This is a genomic window from Rhizobium sp. NZLR1b, assembly GCF_019685155.1.
Taxonomy (GTDB): Bacteria; Pseudomonadota; Alphaproteobacteria; order Rhizobiales; family Rhizobiaceae; genus Rhizobium.
The window spans coordinates 14,741-30,643 of sequence record NZ_JABDWC010000010.1 but is presented as its reverse complement, the minus strand read 5'-3'; the positions used below and the strand labels follow the sequence as shown (position 1 = coordinate 30,643).

The window sequence follows — 15,903 nt, the reverse complement described above, 5'->3', positions numbered from 1 at the left end:
CGAGCGAGTATGAAAAGCAGCAAAACCATATCGATTCTGTCGACGGCGTTTGCCGCCGCCGCTTGGTTTTGTGCGGTTGGCGAAAACGCGCTTGCCCATAGCCGCAGCGTCGGCGGCAGCGATACCGGCCTCGATATCCCGGAAATCTCGCATGGCGAGATGGCGGTGATTTCAGACTACCGCGGCGAAATTATCGGGTTGGCGTCACGCGCGACTGATACAAACGAGCTGTTCCGGCGCGTTCTGAACTATGCCGAAATCCAATATTCCTATTGTCTCTGGGGGCGGATGCCGGGCAGCGTGAGCGACGAGGAGAGCCCGTTCAACGAATGTGCTCATGCTTATCTCGCGGCGGCCAAGGCGGTATTGCTTGAGATGCGTGAGATGCCGCGGGAGGCCGTTGCGGCTAATGAAATCATTTCCGCGGTCGATGCCGACATGGTGCGGCGCAGCCTGGCGCTCATCACTTGCAGGTTCAGCGGCGAGGCCTTCAACACAGCCGATGTCGTCAAGCCGCGCTGGAGCAAAGTGCCGTTTCATCCCGCCAGCATGGCGTCGCTGACGGGGCTCGCCGCTCTGTTCGCCCTTGTGACGTTTGCGCTGGGCCGCTTTCTGCGGCCGAAGGCTCAATCGTCGGAATAGCGCTGCTCGCGCCACGGATCGCCATAGATGTGGTAACCGTTCTTTTCCCAAAAGCCGGCCTGGTCGGCGGGCATCAGCTCGATGCGGCGCAGCCATTTGGCGCTTTTCCAGAAATAGAGATGCGGTACGACGAGGCGCATCGGGCCGCCGTGATCCGGCGTCAGCGGCAGGCATTCCCACGATGTCGCAAGGATCGCATCCTCGGCGGCGAAATCGGCAAGCGGCAGGTTGGTGGTATAGCCGTCATAACTCGTCAGCATGACGTAACCGGCTTCGGGCTTTGGCATGGCGCGATCGAGCAGATCGCGGGTCGAAACGCCTTTCCATTTGTTGTCGTAGCGCGACCAGGTGGTGACGCAGTGGATATCGCTGACCTTGGTGCTCTGCTCGATCGCCTGGAAGTCGGTCCAGGTTAGGGTGAGCGGCGTTTCGACGAGGCCGCGCAGCTCGAGACGCCAGCTATTCGTGGAGATGACGGGCTGCTGGCCGAGATCGAGCACCGGCCAGTTTTTGACGAGGTGCTGGCCGGGCGGCAGGCGCTCAGCTTCGGGACGGCTGATGCGGCCGGTCAGGAATTTACCTTCAGCCGCCCATCGACGCTTGGAGCTGGTGAGCTTGCTGTCGGCGGGCGTCTGGTCGTCGCTCATGATCGGGTTCCCTACGATGCCGCAATAGGACATCGGCCTTTGCCGGGTGTCAAGTTTCGACGGGCCCTTGGAAATCACTGTGGGTATTATTAGACTTGTGCCGTCGGGTATGCCTCACTGGGGAGTGGAGGCAGAAAGGGGAGGAGCAGGATCTGTCTTCGAGATATCGTGCGATAGCGGCGCTGCTGGTGATGCCGCTGATCATCTTCGTCTTCTTCACCTATGGAGGCGCGATCGCGACGCGCGCCTATATGGGGGAAGCTTCGGCGCAGGCGAAAACGGCGCTGCGCCTTGCCGTCTCGGCGCTCAGCGGTCATCTCAACCGCTACGAGGCGCTTCCGGCGCTGATCGCCGATCACGACGATATCAAGGAACTGGTGAGTGCGCCTGAAGATGCAGCACTGCGCGGCGCGGCCAATCTCTATCTCAAGGAGATCAACGGGCTGCTGAAATCCTCCGACATTTATGTGGTCAAGCCGGACGGAGAGACGATCGCGGCGAGCAATTACGATGGACCGGGAAGCTTCGTCGGACAGAATTTCAGCTATCGGCCCTATTTCCAGGAGGCGATCGAAGGCCGGCAGGCGCGGTTCTATGCGCTCGGCACCACCTCGCTGAAGCGGGGCTATTATTTCGCTGCGCCGATCCGGGCCGGCGCGGATATTCGCGGCGTCATCGTCTTCAAGGTCGATATCGACATGATCGAATCCTCCTGGGGCGGCGGCGAATACAAGATCTTCGTCTCCGATCCGGAGGGCATCATCTTCATGTCCGGCAGCCCGGAATGGCTCTACGGTGCAATCCTGCCGCTGACGGCCGACCGCATAGCGCGAACGGAAGCGTCGCGGCGTTATGCCAATGCCAGGCTGACGGCACTGCCAGTGACCCGCCAGCGCCTTGAGCCGCACGAGCTGATGACGCTCACTGGCGAGCGCGGTTCGAGCGAATATCTGGTGCTGTCGCACTACATGCCGGCCGAGGACTGGACGGTGAACGTGCTGATGGAGACGAGTTCCATCCGCACCCAGGCGCGCACCGCGCTTGCGGCGGTTTTTCTCGTCCTCTGCATTGCCGGGCTCGCGGTTGCTGTTCTGCGGCAGCGGAGGGCGCGCTTGGCCGAGCGCATGCAGATGCAGGCTGAAGCTCGCAACGAGCTGGAGCGGCGCGTCGAGGAACGCACGGCCGATCTTGCCCGCGTCAACAGCCGCATAGAAGAAGAGATTGCCGAACGGCGTCTGACCGAGCAGCAGCTCCGTCAGACACAAGCCGATCTCATCCAGGCGGGCAAGCTTGCCGGCCTCGGGCAGATGTCAGCTGCGCTGTCGCACGAGTTCAACCAGCCGCTCGCCGCCGCCAAGACCTATACGGACAGCGCCTCCGTTCTCATCGATCGCGGTCGGACGGAGGAGGCGGGGGACAATATCCGGCGGATCGGCGGGTTGATCGACCGCATGGCCGCAATCAGCCGGCACCTGCGCAATTTTGCGCGCAAACCGAACGAGAAGCTCGGGTCGGTTTCTCTCGACGAGGCGATGCATGATACGCTCGAGATCATCGCCTGGCGGCTGAAGGCGGCCGATGCCGAACTCAGGCTTGATTTGGGTAGCCGACCGCCGATCGTGCGCGCCGGTTCGGTGCGGCTGCAGCAGGTGCTGGTGAATGTGATTTCCAACGCGGCCGATGCGGTCGAAGGGCTGGATGACAGACGCATCGAGGTTTCGGCCTTCGAGGCGGCCGGCAAAGTGGTACTGACCGTGCGGGACCATGGGCCAGGTGTACCGGCGGCCATCGCCGAGCGCATCTTCGATCCCTTCTTCACGACGAAGGGCGTTGGCAAAGGGCTCGGTCTCGGGCTTTCGATCTCCTACAACATCATCAAGGATTTCGGCGGCAGCCTTACTGCTGCCGATCATCCCGAAGGAGGCGCGGTATTCCGCATCGAGCTACAATCGGCGGCACGGCTGATGCCGGAGGCGGCGGAATGAACGATGCGAAGATCCTTTTGGTCGACGATGAGGAGGAACTGCGCCGCTCGACAGCGCAGGCGCTGGAGCTTTCCGGCTTTAGTGTCGAGACCTTTTCGAACGGCGATCATGTGCTGGAGCTGATCGGCTACAGCTTTCCCGGCGTCGTCGTCAGCGATATCCGCATGCCCGGCATGGACGGCATGACGCTGATGCAGAAGATCCGCGAACTCGACCCAGAGGTGCCGGTCATTCTCGTCACCGGCCACGGCGACGTTCAGCTTGCGGTGAAAGCGATGCGCGAAGGCGCCTATGATTTCATCGAGAAGCCGTTCACCCCCGAGATGCTCGCCGGCGTCATCCGCCGGGCGATGGAGCGGCGCGGCCTCGTGCTCGAAAACCGGCTGCTGAAGGCGGTCGCCGGCAAGCGCGACGATATCGAGGCGCGGCTGCCGGGGCGCACGCAGGTGATCGTGGATCTGCGCTACCGCATTCGCGCGATCGGGGCGACCGATGCCGATACCCTTATCGTCGGCGAGACCGGGGCCGGCAAGGAGGTGGTGGCGCGGGCGCTCCATGATATCAGCGCCAGGGCGAGCCGGCCGTTCATCGCTATCAATTGTGCCGCGCTGCCGGCGAACCTGATCGAGAGTGAGCTTTTCGGCCATGAGGTGGGGGCCTTTCCGGGCGCGGTGAGGCCGCGTTGCGGAAAATTCGAACACGGGCGCGGTGGCACGATCCTGCTTGACGAGATCGGCTCGATGCCCATCGACCTGCAGGCGAAGTTCCTGCGGGTGCTGCAGGAGCGGGTGATTTCGCGGCTGGGCTCGAACGAGGTCGTGGCGCTTGACGTACGCTTCATCGCCACGAGCAAGGTCGACTTGGAGGCGGAGGTGGCGGCCGGACGCTTCCGGGCCGACCTCTTCTATCGGCTGAATGTCGCGACGCTGCATGTGCCATCACTGTCGCAGCGGCGGGCGGATGTTCCGCTGCTCTTCCTGCAGCTGGTGCGGGAGGCAGCTGCTCGCTACGGCCGCGACGAGATGGTCGTGCTGCCTGATGTGATCGCCGACATCGCCCAGCGCGACTGGCCGGGCAATGTGCGCGAATTGAGAAATGCCGCCGATCGTCTGGTGCTCGGCCTCGATGGCGGTGGGCGGCAGGCGGGCGAGGCGGTGGGGCTGGCCGAGCGCGTCGCCGAATTCGAGCGCGGCGTGATCGCCAGCGCTCTCGTTGCTCATGGCGGAAGCCTGAGACCTGTTTATGAATCGCTCAGCATCTCGCGGAAGACTCTCTACGAGAAGATGCAGAAATACGGGCTCGACAAGAAGCTGTTGGCGACGGAGATATCCGGCGAAGTCCAGCGCGAGCCTTGAGCCGAGCGCGGCGTGGTTGCCGGACGAGGTTTCCCGATTTCAATTTCACTGTCCAGCGTCGGCGGGTGGTTCGCAATCGATAAATCGCCGCTTGACAGGCAACTGTTTGGTTGCCTATAAACAATAACAGGCAACCAGATGGTTCCGTATAAAGACATGGATGACGATGCGGTTTTTCGGGCTCTGGCGGATGCGAGCCGGCGGCAATTGCTCGACCGGCTGCATGCCAGAAGCGGCCAGACGCTGGCCGAGCTCTGCCAAGGGCTCGCCATGACGCGCCAGGCAGTGGCCAAACATGTCGCGATCCTGGAGGAGGCGAGCCTCGTTTCGTCGCAGCGCCAAGGTCGGGAGAAGCTGCATTTCATTAATCCCGTGCCGATCAACGAGATCGCGCAACGCTGGATCAACAAATTCGAGCGGCAGCAGCTGAATGCGCTCGCCGATCTGAAGAAGACCCTCGAAGGCAAGGGCGGCAACTAGATCCGCGGCCTGGCCATCGGGAGTACTTAGACCACGATGCCGAAAAGTGTGAGCGGTTTTCGGACGACATCATGCTCTAACTATCTAATTGAGAGCAGGATTCAGATTTTAGGCCGACCCGGCCTAGAATCATCCTGTTCTTGTCCTGGCCACAAGGGAGTATCATCATGGCTGGCAGTACATACAACTATGTCACCTTTATCCGCACGACGCCCGAGCAGCTTTGGGCGGCGTTGACGACAGCCGAATTCATGAAGAAATTCTGGCTCGGCGCACATTTCGACACCGAGTGGAGGGCAGGCGCTGCCTGGAAGCTTCTGTTTGAGGACGGATCGGTCGCCGACACCGGCGAGATCCTGGAATGCGATCCGCCGAAACGGCTCGTATTGAAGTGGCGGAACGAGTTCATGCCCGAGCTGAAGGCCGAGGGCTATTCGCAATGCGTGATGGAGATCGAGCCGGTCAATGATACGGCCACCAAGTTGACGGTCACCCATTCCATCGCAGTCGAGAACTCCAAGCTCATCGATGCCGTTTCCGGCGGCTGGCCACGCATTCTCTCCAACCTCAAGTCGCTGATCGAGACCGGTGAAGTCGTGCTGCCTCCCAAAAAATAAGCCGGTGGTCATGGTGCAATGGGTGGATTTCCACCCATTGCGCAGGCCGTTTGTTTCCAAATGGACCCATGCCGCATCGCACTATCGCAAAATCGTCTTTCGAAAGCGTTGGCGATGATTGCAGGTCGATTTTTCCTGGCGGCAAATGAGTGATCCGAACCGGCGCGGAGGATGCGGCGGCGGGCTTGCTTATTTCATCAGGGAGGAAACGATGAAAATCCAGAAGGCCATGCTCGGCCTGACCGCGGCTGCCGCGGTCTCTCTTCTCGTCAGCGTCGCTTCGGCGCAGACCTATCCCGAGCGCACCATCACCATGGTCGTGCCGTTTGCGGCCGGCGGCCCGACGGACACCGTGGCGCGCCTCGTCGCCGAATCCATGTCGAAGGATCTCGGCCAGCAGATCGTCGTCGAAAATGTCGGCGGCGCCGGCGGCACGCTCGGCGCCGGCCGGGTGGCGAGTGCCGATCCCGACGGCTACACCATCCTGCTGCACCATATCGGCATGGCGACCAGCGCCACGCTCTACCGCAAGCTCGCCTATGACACGCTCGGCGCCTTCGATTATGTCGGCCTCGTCACCGAGGTGCCGATGACAATCGTTGCACGCAAGGATATGGAGCCCACTGACCTCAAGGGGCTGATCGATTATATCAAGGCCAACAAGGACAAGGTGACGGTCGCCAATGCCGGCATCGGTGCGGCCTCGCATCTCTGCGGTATGATGCTGATGAGCGCCATCCAGACACCGCTGACGACCGTGCCCTACAAAGGCACCGGCCCTGCCATGACCGATCTGCTCGGCGGCCAGGTCGACGTCATGTGCGACCAGACGACCAACACGACGAAGCAGATCCAGGGCGGCACCATCAAGGCCTATGCCGTGACCTCGCCCAACCGCCTCGACGTGCTGAAGGACGTTCCGACTGCAGTCGAAGCCGGCCTTCCGGGTTTTGAAGTCGGCATCTGGCACGGCATCTACACGCCGAAGGGCACGCCGGCCGCGATCAACGAACGTCTGTCGAAGTCGCTGCAGGTCGCTCTGAAGAACGCGAATGTCGCCGCACGCTTCGCCGAACTCGGCACGGCGCCATCCTCGGATGCCGATGCGACGCCGGCTGCGCTGAAGGCCAAGCTCGAAAGCGAGATTGCCCGCTGGAAGCCGGTGATCGAGGCTGCCGGCGAATATGCGGACTGAGACTTGTCTCGTCCAGGACATGCCGGATGAGCCCCTCACCCTAATCCTCTGCCCGCACGCGGGGAGAGGGGACTTGCCCATTACAATGGTGGCAAAGCTGAGAGGTTTGCGGCATATCCCCTTCTCTCCGCTTGCGGGGAGAAGGTGTCGGAAGGCGGATGAGCGGTAATTGCTGCAGTAACGACGCTCCATCTCCAACTCCAGGAGACACCATGAAATCCATCAGTTTCGATACCACCAATGCGATCTGCGGAGCGCTCTTCGTCGCGACCGGCGCCTTCTTCGCCCTCCAGTCGCTGGAGCTCGACCTCGGCACGGCAGTGCGAATGGGGCCGGGTTATTTTCCGCTGGTGCTTGCCTGCGTGCTCGTGCTTCTCGGCGCCGTCATCTTCATTCAGGCCCTCCGGGTCGAGGGTGAGCCGATCGATCCCTTCGCCTGGCGCGGCATGCTTTTCATCCTGCCGGCGCCGGTGTTCTTCGGGTTGACGGTGCGCGGGCTCGGATTTGCGCCGGCGCTGTTCTTCACCGCATTCGTCGCCTGCTTCGCATCGCAAAAGATGAATGTGTTGCTCGCTATCATTCTTTCGCTGCTGCTGACGGTTTTTTCGGTGGCGGTCTTCAGCTACGGGCTCGGGCTGCCGTTCGAGCGCTTCGGCCCCTGGGTCCGGTTCTAGGAGGCGATGATGGATCTTTTCAGCAATCTCGCGCTCGGTTTTGCGACAGCCGGCACTCCGGAAAACCTGCTCTTCTGCCTGATCGGCGTGCTGCTCGGCACGCTGATCGGCGTGCTGCCCGGCATCGGCGCAACGGCGACGATCGCCATGCTCTTGCCTATCACCTTCCAGCTCGAACCGGTCTCCTCGCTGATCATGCTCGCCGGCATCTATTACGGCGCGCAGTATGGCGGCTCAACCACGGCGATCCTCATCAACATGCCGGGTGAATCCTCCTCCGCCGTAACCGCGATCGACGGTTACCAGATGGCGCGCAAGGGACGGGCGGGGGCAGCGCTTGCGATCGCGGCGCTCGGTTCGTTCTTCGCTGGCACGGTCTCGACCTTCCTCGTTGCGATCTTCGCGCCGCCGCTGACCGCGATCGCGCTGCAATTCGGCTCGGCGGAATATTTCTCGCTGATGATCGTCGGCCTCGTTTCATCGATTGCTCTCGCGCATGGCTCGGTCGTCAAGGCGCTGGCGATGGTGGCACTCGGGCTGCTGCTCGGTCTCGTCGGCACCGACATCTATACCGGCACGCCGCGCTTCACGCTCGGCATCCGTGAATATGCGGACGGGTTGAACTTTGTGGCGCTCGCGGTCGGGGTCTTCGGGCTGGCGGAAATCCTGCGCAACCTCGAGGGCGAGTCGACACGCACGGTACTGATGGCCAAGGTGTCCAGCCTTTTGCCCTCTCGCCAGGAATTCAAGGAGATGATCGCGCCGATTATTCGCGGCACGGTGATCGGCTCGGCGCTCGGCATTCTGCCGGGCGGCGGCGCGATCCTAGCCTCCTTCGCCTCCTATACGGTGGAAAAGCGGATTTCGAAGACGCCGGCGGAATTCGGCAAGGGCGCGGTTGCCGGTGTCGCCGGACCGGAATCGGCGAATAATGCCGGGGCGCAGACCTCATTCATTCCGCTGCTGACGCTCGGCATTCCCGCCAATCCCGTCATGGCGCTGATGGTCGGCGCGATGATCATCCAGGGCATCGTGCCGGGCCCGAACGTCGCCACCGAGCAGCCGGCGCTGTTCTGGGGCATCATCGCCTCGATGTGGATCGGCAACCTGATGCTGGTCATCCTCAACCTGCCACTGATCGGGCTCTGGGTGAAACTCCTGACCGTGCCTTATTACGTGCTCTTCCCAATCATCATGGCCTTCTGCTCGATCGGGGTCTACAGCGTCAACGCCAATGTTTATGACCTCTATGCCGTCGCCTTCTTCGGGCTCATCGGTTATGTGCTGGCAAAGCTTCGCTGTGAGCCGGCGCCGCTTTTGCTCGGCTTCGTGCTCGGACCGCTGCTCGAGGAGAATTTGCGACGTGCGATGATCCTGTCGCGCGGCGATCCAACGACCTTCGTCACACGGCCGATCAGCGCCACTCTTCTGGCCATCGCGCTTGCCGTGCTTATCATCGTCTTCCTGCCAAGCGTGAAGAAGAAGCGCGAAGAGGTGTTCGTCGAAGAGACTTGATGATTGAATTTGCGAACCGTTTGATAAACAAGGGATGATCTGACGCGGGCGCCGGTTGGGGGCCCGTTTCGCATGAAGGGATTTCCAGGCCCATGAGCATTCCCGCCCGGATCAAGGACGATCTGCCGTTCCTCACGGCCTTGCGCCGCGATCTTCATGCCCATCCCGAACTCGGTTTCGAGGAGGAGCGCACTGCCGGTATCGTCGCGCGACTTCTCGAAGAGGCTGGCATCGCCGTGCATCGCGGGCTGGCCGGTACCGGTGTGGTCGGCACGTTGCAGGTCGGCAACGGCACGCGCCGGATCGGGCTCAGGGCCGATATGGATGCGCTCGCCATGCCTGAAACGGCGGAGCGGCCCTATAGATCGACGGTGCCCGGCAAGATGCATGCCTGCGGCCATGACGGTCATACGGCGATGCTGCTCGGTGCCGCGCGGCATCTTGCGGCGACGCGAGGCTTCTCCGGCACGGTGCATTTCATCTTCCAGCCGGCGGAAGAAGGGCGAGGCGGGGCAAGGCGCATGGTCGAGGAGGGGCTGTTCAAACTTTTCCCCTGCGATGCCGTCTACGGGCTGCATAACATGCCTGGACTTGCGATTGACCAGATCGCCGTGGTCGAGGGGCCGCAGCTCGCCTCTTCCGACAGCTGGCGCATCTCTTTTCGCGGCATCGGCACCCACGGCGCCAAGCCGCATCTCGGCCGCGATCCGATCACGGCCGCCGGCACCTTCCTGTCATCGCTGCAGACCATCGTCGGACGGGTGGTCGATCCGCTGCAGCCGGCCGTCGTCAGCGCGTGTTCCCTGCAGGCCGGTGACCCGAAGGCGCTGAATGTCATTCCCGATATCGTGGAGATCGGCGGGACGGCGCGGGCCTATTCACCCGAGGTACGCGATCAGCTGGAGACTGAGATCGGTCGGTTGGCTCATGGCACTGCGGCTATGTACGCGGTTGCCGTCGACTACGTATTCGAGCGGCGGATTCCGCCTGTTATCAACGATGCGGATGCGACAGCGCGGGCGCTCGCAGCCGCCGGCCCGGTGTTCGGCGGGAAGGTGCGGACAAACTATCCGCCGTCCACGGCAGGCGACGACTTCGCTTTCTTCGCGCAGAATGCGCCGGGCTGTTACGTCTGGCTCGGCAACGGGCCAGCGGTGGATGGGGCGCTGCATCACAACACAGCTTATGATTTCAACGATGGGGCGCTTGGATATGGGGCGGCTTACTGGGTGGCGTTAGTGGAGCGGGAGTTGAGGATTTAACGCATGTCGCCCGGAAGTGTGCAGCGGTTTCGGGATAACGACATGCATAAAAACAAAGAGCTAAAGCGCGTCACATGAATCAAGTCTAATCCGACGCGCTTTAGACCCGCGCTTGCGGCCGCACGGCACTCCCTTCAATCGGCCCTACAAAACCTCCAGCACCGGACTTTCCAGCAGCTCGCCCGTCACCACATCGGCAATTCCCCGGTCCGTCTGGTGCGGGCCGACATTGCAGGCGAGCGTTGCGCCGAAGCAGGCCTTGAAGACCCGATAGGGCGGTTTCCAGTCGACGATTTTTTCCATGGCCTTGCGGATGCCGGCAAAGGCCGAAGCGGTGTCCTTTAGCGATGCGTCGGTCACTAGGCCCGAAAGCGGCAGCGGCAGGAGCGCCTCGATCTTTCCGTCTTTGGCGACGGCCATTCCGCCTCCGGCTGATATGACGGCGTTGGCGGCAAGCGCCATGTCGCGCGCATTGCCGCCGAAGACGGTGAGGTTGTGGCTGTCATGCGAGACGGTGGTGCAGAAGGCGCCGCGCCATTCACCCCAGCCGGTGAGGAAGCCGATGCGCGGGGTGCCGTCGGCTTTGCCGTGGCGATGGGCGACGGCGATCATGGCGCTGCCGGCCGGCGGTACGACGAACCCGTCTCTGACCTCTGTCTCCGCCTCACCCCATTGCGTGAAACGCGGGCGGTCGATGGTGGCGACACGGACGCGCTCGCAGCTCGACGGAATGCGGAAATCATCTTCGGCAAATTGCGGGAGCTTCACCGAATTTTCAAGCGGCGCCGGATCGAGCTGCTGGATGTCAACCTGCATGCTGCCGTTGCGGGCGACGACGCGACCGCTTGAGATGACCAGCCGCGACCGGAATTCCGTAAGGTCCTCGAAGAGCACGATATCGGCGCGGCGGCCGGGGGCGATGAGGCCGAGATCGGATCGCTTCAGCCGCTGTGCGGCGTTGAAGGTTGCGGCACGGATCGCCCACTCCGGCTTCATTCCGTAGCGCACCATCCGGCGGGCGACGTCGTCAAGGCCGCCGCCTTCGTAGAGTTCATCGGGAAAGACGTCGTCTGTGCAGAGTGTCACGGTCGGGGGCAGGTGGCCGAGACCATTCAGCACCTCGACGAATTCCTGGAGCAGATGGTCGTGCGATCCGCGCAGCTCGATCGTCAAGCCGGCGGCAAGCTTGGCCGCGAGGTCGCCGCCGGAAGTGAGTTCGTGGTCGGACGTGATGCCCGAGGCCATGAAGGCGTTGAGTTCGGGGCCTTTGAGGCCGCGGGCATGACCGCAGACGAGCTTGCCGGAGGCAAGGCCGGTATTGACGATGGCCATCATGCGCGGATCGCCGTCGATGACGCCACGCATGTTCATCACCTCGGCGACGCCGCCGACGGCGGAGGAGCGCAGTATCTCGGCGATGACGGAGGCATCGAAATCGGCGCCGGCAAGTTCCAGGCCGGGCGCCGACGGCACGCAGGAGGGAGCGAGCAGGATCATGCGCAGCGGCAGGCAGCGTGCCGCCTCGATCGCCCAGCGCACACCGTCAAGGCCATGGACATTGGCGAATTCATGCGGATCCCAAACGACCGTGGTGACGCCGCGCGCCAGCACGGCGCTCGCATATTCCGCCGGTGTCACCATCGAACTTTCGACATGCATGTGGGTGTCGATCAGACCGGGTGTTGCGATGCCGCCTGCCGCATCGATGATCTCGACCGCATCCGTGCGGCTTGCCGAGGTGTGGACGCTCGCAATCAGGGCGCCAACGAGGCCGATATCGGCCTCGCGGATCAGGCCCGTCACCGCGTCGAGCAGCCGGCCGCCGGTAATTAGCATATCGAAGGGAGCATCACCGCGTGCGGCGGCGACGGCCCGCGCGCGCATGGTGGGATCGTTGAGATCGCCGGGTTCCTGGTGAGGGATGGCGTTCATTTCCGGGCCTCGTTGACCAGGGCTTCAAGGATAATGACACGCGCCCTGTCGGCATCGATGTCGGCGGCAAATTGGGCATTGAAGGCTGCATGCGTAGCGCGGGTCTCGACGACGGTGCGGCCACGGGTCAAGGCGCCCTGCAGCTCGACGTCGATACGCGCGGGCCGGAAGCTGACGAGATCGGGAGCGACGAAGGCCACCGCGGCTGTGGGATCGTAGATCGCCATGCTCGGGCGGCCGCGGCTGGTGCCGATGCGGATATAACCCGCAAATATATCGGCGATCAGCTTGGCATTGGTGCCGCCGGCACTGCGCACCGGCTCGGCATCCTCCGGCCTTGCCAGCACCTTGCGGCAGAGATCGAGATCGACCATGCGCAGCGGCAAGCCATGGGCGATGACGATCGACAGCGCTTCCGGATCGGCGAGCGCGTTGAACTCGGCAGACGCCGTATGGTTGCCCGAAGTGACGCCGCCGCCCATCCAGACGAGTTCGCTGATACGGGCGGCAAGATCGGGGCGAGCGAGCGCCACGGCGGCGATATTGGTGAGGGGCCCGAGCGCCAGCATACGGTGCTGGCCCTGATCTTCCAACCACCGGCAAAGCGCTGCAAAGGCATCGCTTTCAGCAAGAGCGGGGGCCTCCGGCAGGCTCCTGCCGATGGTCGGGATGCCGGTTTCGCCGAGGATCGCCTGTGCGGTTTCGAGCTTGCCGATAACAGGCATGGCGCGACCGGTGTGGATCGGGAATTTCCAGCCGAAGGCACTGGCAGCGGAGGCGGCATTGGTTTTCACCTGCGGCAGCGGCGTATTGCCGAAGACCAGCGATACGCCGTCGATTTCTAATTCCGATTGACCCACCACCAGAATGGCGGCGATGTCGTCGAAGCCCATGTCGGTGTCGATCCAGACGCCCATGATCTCACCCGAACCGCTTGAGGCTGGCCGCGCCGGCAACCGGCAGATCGAAGGCGAGCGCGCTGCCGATCTCATGCGGCGGCAGACCGGCATCAATCTCGGCCTTGATCGGGCCGAGCGCGGTATCGAGGAGATATTCGCGTGTGTTGCCTGCGAAAGACGTGCCGCGCACGGTGCCTTGAAAGGTGCCCGAGCCGAGGATCACTTTGCGTGGCCGCCAGGCGAGGCCCGCCGCAGCTTGCGGTGCGGGGCCGGAAAGGGCGATCGGGCCGTTCGTTGTCACAAGCTTTCCATCCTTCAGCGCGAAGACATTCTCGAAGCCGACGAAATCGGCGACGAAGGCAGAGGCCGGATTGTTGTAGATCTCTTCCGGCGTGCCGATTTGTTCGATGCCCCCGTTCAACATCACGACGATGCGGTCGGCAAGCGCCAAGGCCTCCACCTGGTCGTGGGTGACGAAGATCATGGTGACGCCCGTCTCCTTCTGTACCCGCTGCAATTCGGCGCGCATCTCAAGGCGAAGGCGGGCGTCGAGATTGGAAAGCGGCTCGTCGAGCAGCAGAACTTTCGGCTCCATCACCATCGAGCGGGCGAGCGCCACGCGCTGCTGCTGGCCGCCGGAGAGTTCGGCGGGCTTGCGGCCGGCGAAAGCCGGCAGGCCGACCGATTTCAAGCCGGAGGCGACACGGGCGTCGAGATCTGCGCCCGAGATACCCTTGAGGCGCAGACCGAAGGCGACGTTCTCATAAACCGTCAGATGCGGGAAGAGGGCGTAAGACTGGAAGACGAGCCCGACGGCCCGCTTGTTGGCCGAGATGCGAGTGATATCGGCTCCATCGAGGCTGATACGGCCGGAGGTAGGCCTCAGCAGGCCGGCGATGGCCCGCATCGTCGTCGTCTTTCCGCAGCCGGAGGGGCCGAGAAGGGCAACGAGCTCGCCCTTGCCGATCGTAAGGTCGAGATTACCGACTGCGACCGTGTCGCCATAGGCAAGCGTCAGCTTGTCGAGTTGAAGATAGGCATCAGACATAGCGCGAGAATCCCAGGAAACGTTCGGCGAGGAAGACGATGCCCATCGAGAGAAAGGCGAGGAGGGCGGAAAGCGCCGCGATCGACGGGTCGTAGGTGGTTTCCATGTAACCCAGCATGTCGATTGGCAACGTGCGGACGCCGGGACCAGAGAGGAAGAGCGAGACGGGCACCTGGTTGAAGCTGGTGACGAAGCCGAGAATGAAGGCGGCAAGGATGCCGCCGCGGATATTCGGCATTACCACGCGGAAGAAAGCGCCGAACCTGGAGGAGCCGAGCAGGACGGCAGCCTCCTCGATGTCCGAGCGCAGATTGTCGAGGCTCGCCGAGACGACGCGCACGGCATAGGGCAGTATGAGGGCCGTATGGGCGAAGAAGAGTGCCAACGTGATGTCGAAACCGAAAGGCACGACGAGATAACGCAGCAGCGACAGGCCGACGATGATGCCGGGCACGATGATCGGCAGCGAGACGATGGTGCGGACGGTCTCGGCCGCCGGCAGCCGGTAGCGCGACAGGGCATAGGCGGCCGGGATGCCAAGGATGAGGGCTGCGAGCGTTCCGAAGACGGCGAGGAACATCGACATGGCGAAGCTGTCGCGGAAACTCTCGATGGTAAACACCTTCACGACCCACCGCAGTGACAGGCCTTGTGGGGGAAAGGCCAGCGTATCGCCGGCCGATAGTGAAGCGGCGATGATGATCAGGAAGGGACCGATCAGGAAGACCAGCAGCAGGAAAAGCACGATGGGCGAAAACAGGCGCAGGCTCATCGGCGGTTCCTCACCGTCGCAAGGCGTTTCAGCAGGATGTTGGCCGCAAAGCTCATGATGATCAGAATGAAGGCAATGACGCTTGCCGAGACGAAATCATTGGCGACGGAAACCTGCTGATACAGCAGCGTTTCCAGCATCAGCACCTTGGAGCCGCCAAGCACGGCCGGGGTGATGTAGGCGGTCAGCGATCCGGTGAAGACAAGCGTGCCGCCGACGACGAGGCCTTCCCTGGTCAGTGGCAGGATGACCTTCCAGAAGACCTGGAACCAGTTGGCACCCAGGACGCGGGCGGCGGGGATCGCATCCTTCGGCATGTTCTCGAGCGCACTGATTAAGGAAAGGATCATCAAAGGCAGAAAGAGTTGCAAGAGACCGATGAAGACGGCGGTTTCGGTGAACAGCAGCCGCAGCGGCTCGGCGCTGAGACCCAGGCCCGTTATCGCCTGGTTGACGATGCCAGTGCGGCCGAGAATGACGATCCAGGCATAGGTGCGCGCCACCGGAGAGATCATCAGCGGCAAAGTGACGAGGCCGATCATGCGGCCCTTGCCATTCGGTGGCAGGTTGACGATGGCGAAGGCCGCGGCATAACCGATGACCGCCGAGACCGCGGTGACTTCAAGGCCGAGCCGGAAGCTGCGCAGGAAAACGGTGCGGTTCAGCGTCTCAGAGAAGAAACCGGCATAGGCCGACAGCGTCCAGCCGCCGCCAGCATGCAAGCCCTCCGACAGCAGGATCGCGACGGGCACCAGGAAGACCAGGGTTGCAAAGACGGCTGCCGGCAGGGCAAGCGCCAGGGCTTCTGCGCGGTTCTGGAACATGAGGCGCCTTTCGAGCGGACAGAGGATGGTCCCGGCAGAGGCGCCGGGACCGGTTC

Annotated in this window: 15 protein-coding genes; 9 read left to right on the top strand and 6 right to left on the bottom strand. The window is 62.9% G+C overall.

Annotation, left to right across the window (positions count from 1 at the left end):
* Positions 1–9: 9 nt before the first annotated feature.
* Complete coding sequence (locus HJB84_RS16295; protein ID WP_207581638.1) at positions 10–642, top strand: hypothetical protein; 633 nt, start codon at positions 10–12, stop codon at positions 640–642.
* Here HJB84_RS16295 and HJB84_RS16290 read toward each other — a convergent pair.
* Complete coding sequence (locus HJB84_RS16290) at positions 627–1,289, bottom strand: sulfite oxidase-like oxidoreductase (protein ID WP_207581637.1); 663 nt, start codon at positions 1,287–1,289, stop codon at positions 627–629. The two genes, HJB84_RS16295 and HJB84_RS16290, sit on opposite strands and share 16 nt — an antisense overlap.
* 191 nt (positions 1,290–1,480) lie before the next feature.
* Between HJB84_RS16290 and HJB84_RS16285 the strand changes: the two genes are divergently transcribed.
* The 8 genes from HJB84_RS16285 (at position 1,481) to HJB84_RS16250 (ending at position 10,372) form a co-directional block, all read left to right on the top strand.
* Entirely contained in the window at positions 1,481–3,274 is a 1,794-nt protein-coding gene (locus HJB84_RS16285) for a sensor histidine kinase (RefSeq protein WP_259671108.1), read from the top strand.
* The gene (locus HJB84_RS16280) at positions 3,271–4,629 is read left to right on the top strand and encodes a sigma-54 dependent transcriptional regulator (RefSeq protein ID WP_221116365.1); all 1,359 of its coding nucleotides are present in this window, start codon (positions 3,271–3,273) and stop codon (positions 4,627–4,629) included. The genes HJB84_RS16285 and HJB84_RS16280 overlap by 4 nt, the downstream gene beginning before the upstream one ends.
* A gap of 156 nt (positions 4,630–4,785) precedes the next feature.
* The gene (locus HJB84_RS16275) at positions 4,786–5,109 is read left to right on the top strand and encodes a helix-turn-helix transcriptional regulator (protein WP_207584368.1); all 324 of its coding nucleotides are present in this window, start codon (positions 4,786–4,788) and stop codon (positions 5,107–5,109) included.
* Between the two features lie 167 nt (positions 5,110–5,276).
* Complete coding sequence (locus HJB84_RS16270; protein ID WP_207581635.1) at positions 5,277–5,726, top strand: SRPBCC family protein; 450 nt, start codon at positions 5,277–5,279, stop codon at positions 5,724–5,726.
* A 211-nt stretch (positions 5,727–5,937) separates the two neighbouring features.
* Positions 5,938–6,921, top strand: coding sequence for a tripartite tricarboxylate transporter substrate-binding protein (locus HJB84_RS16265; protein ID WP_221116364.1), 984 nt, complete (start codon positions 5,938–5,940; stop codon positions 6,919–6,921).
* A gap of 212 nt (positions 6,922–7,133) precedes the next feature.
* Positions 7,134–7,595, top strand: coding sequence for a tripartite tricarboxylate transporter TctB family protein (locus HJB84_RS16260; protein ID WP_221116363.1), 462 nt, complete (start codon positions 7,134–7,136; stop codon positions 7,593–7,595).
* Between the two features lie 9 nt (positions 7,596–7,604).
* Positions 7,605–9,110: a tripartite tricarboxylate transporter permease gene (locus HJB84_RS16255; RefSeq protein WP_221116361.1), complete on the top strand. Its 1,506-nt coding sequence runs from the start codon at positions 7,605–7,607 to the stop codon at positions 9,108–9,110.
* Positions 9,111–9,202: 92 nt separating this feature from the next.
* Entirely contained in the window at positions 9,203–10,372 is a 1,170-nt protein-coding gene (locus HJB84_RS16250) for a M20 aminoacylase family protein (RefSeq protein ID WP_221116360.1), read from the top strand.
* A 144-nt stretch (positions 10,373–10,516) separates the two neighbouring features.
* Here the strand turns inward: HJB84_RS16250 and HJB84_RS16245 are convergent, their stop codons facing one another.
* Genes HJB84_RS16245 through HJB84_RS16225 form a run of 5 tightly spaced genes read right to left on the bottom strand, consistent with a single transcriptional unit; the run spans position 10,517 to position 15,847 of the window.
* Complete coding sequence (locus tag HJB84_RS16245; RefSeq protein WP_221116358.1) at positions 10,517–12,304, bottom strand: adenine deaminase; 1,788 nt, start codon at positions 12,302–12,304, stop codon at positions 10,517–10,519.
* A complete protein-coding gene (locus HJB84_RS16240; protein ID WP_221116357.1) occupies positions 12,301–13,221 on the bottom strand; it encodes a nucleoside hydrolase in 921 nt (306 codons plus the stop codon). Before HJB84_RS16240 ends, HJB84_RS16245 begins: the two co-directional genes overlap by 4 nt.
* Before the next feature lie 4 nt (positions 13,222–13,225).
* Positions 13,226–14,251 (bottom strand): ABC transporter ATP-binding protein, encoded by a 1,026-nt coding sequence (locus tag HJB84_RS16235; RefSeq protein ID WP_221116356.1) that lies wholly within the window; start codon positions 14,249–14,251, stop codon positions 13,226–13,228.
* A complete protein-coding gene (locus HJB84_RS16230) occupies positions 14,244–15,023 on the bottom strand; it encodes an ABC transporter permease (RefSeq protein ID WP_221116355.1) in 780 nt (259 codons plus the stop codon). The genes HJB84_RS16235 and HJB84_RS16230 overlap by 8 nt, the downstream gene beginning before the upstream one ends.
* The gene (locus HJB84_RS16225; RefSeq protein WP_221116353.1) at positions 15,020–15,847 is read right to left on the bottom strand and encodes an ABC transporter permease; all 828 of its coding nucleotides are present in this window, start codon (positions 15,845–15,847) and stop codon (positions 15,020–15,022) included. Before HJB84_RS16225 ends, HJB84_RS16230 begins: the two co-directional genes overlap by 4 nt.
* Positions 15,848–15,903: the final 56 nt, after the last annotated feature.

Excerpts from the sequence above, each read along its gene's own strand:
- HJB84_RS16260 (WP_221116363.1), top strand. The coding sequence starts at position 7,134 with ATGAAATCCATCAGTTTCGATACCACCAATGCGATCTGCGGAGCGCTC.
- HJB84_RS16240 (WP_221116357.1), bottom strand. The coding sequence starts at position 13,221 with ATGGGCGTCTGGATCGACACCGACATGGGCTTCGACGACATCGCCGCC.
- HJB84_RS16270 (WP_207581635.1), top strand. The coding sequence starts at position 5,277 with ATGGCTGGCAGTACATACAACTATGTCACCTTTATCCGCACGACGCCC.
- HJB84_RS16250 (WP_221116360.1), top strand. The coding sequence starts at position 9,203 with ATGAGCATTCCCGCCCGGATCAAGGACGATCTGCCGTTCCTCACGGCC.
- HJB84_RS16285 (WP_259671108.1), top strand. The coding sequence starts at position 1,481 with ATGCCGCTGATCATCTTCGTCTTCTTCACCTATGGAGGCGCGATCGCG.
- HJB84_RS16255 (WP_221116361.1), top strand. The coding sequence starts at position 7,605 with ATGGATCTTTTCAGCAATCTCGCGCTCGGTTTTGCGACAGCCGGCACT.
- HJB84_RS16295 (WP_207581638.1), top strand. The coding sequence starts at position 10 with ATGAAAAGCAGCAAAACCATATCGATTCTGTCGACGGCGTTTGCCGCC.
- HJB84_RS16280 (WP_221116365.1), top strand. The coding sequence starts at position 3,271 with ATGAACGATGCGAAGATCCTTTTGGTCGACGATGAGGAGGAACTGCGC.
- HJB84_RS16225 (WP_221116353.1), bottom strand. The coding sequence starts at position 15,847 with ATGTTCCAGAACCGCGCAGAAGCCCTGGCGCTTGCCCTGCCGGCAGCC.
- HJB84_RS16265 (WP_221116364.1), top strand. The coding sequence starts at position 5,938 with ATGAAAATCCAGAAGGCCATGCTCGGCCTGACCGCGGCTGCCGCGGTC.
- HJB84_RS16290 (WP_207581637.1), bottom strand. The coding sequence starts at position 1,289 with ATGAGCGACGACCAGACGCCCGCCGACAGCAAGCTCACCAGCTCCAAG.
- HJB84_RS16230 (WP_221116355.1), bottom strand. The coding sequence starts at position 15,023 with ATGAGCCTGCGCCTGTTTTCGCCCATCGTGCTTTTCCTGCTGCTGGTC.
- HJB84_RS16275 (WP_207584368.1), top strand. The coding sequence starts at position 4,786 with ATGGATGACGATGCGGTTTTTCGGGCTCTGGCGGATGCGAGCCGGCGG.
- HJB84_RS16245 (WP_221116358.1), bottom strand. The coding sequence starts at position 12,304 with ATGAACGCCATCCCTCACCAGGAACCCGGCGATCTCAACGATCCCACC.
- HJB84_RS16235 (WP_221116356.1), bottom strand. The coding sequence starts at position 14,251 with ATGTCTGATGCCTATCTTCAACTCGACAAGCTGACGCTTGCCTATGGC.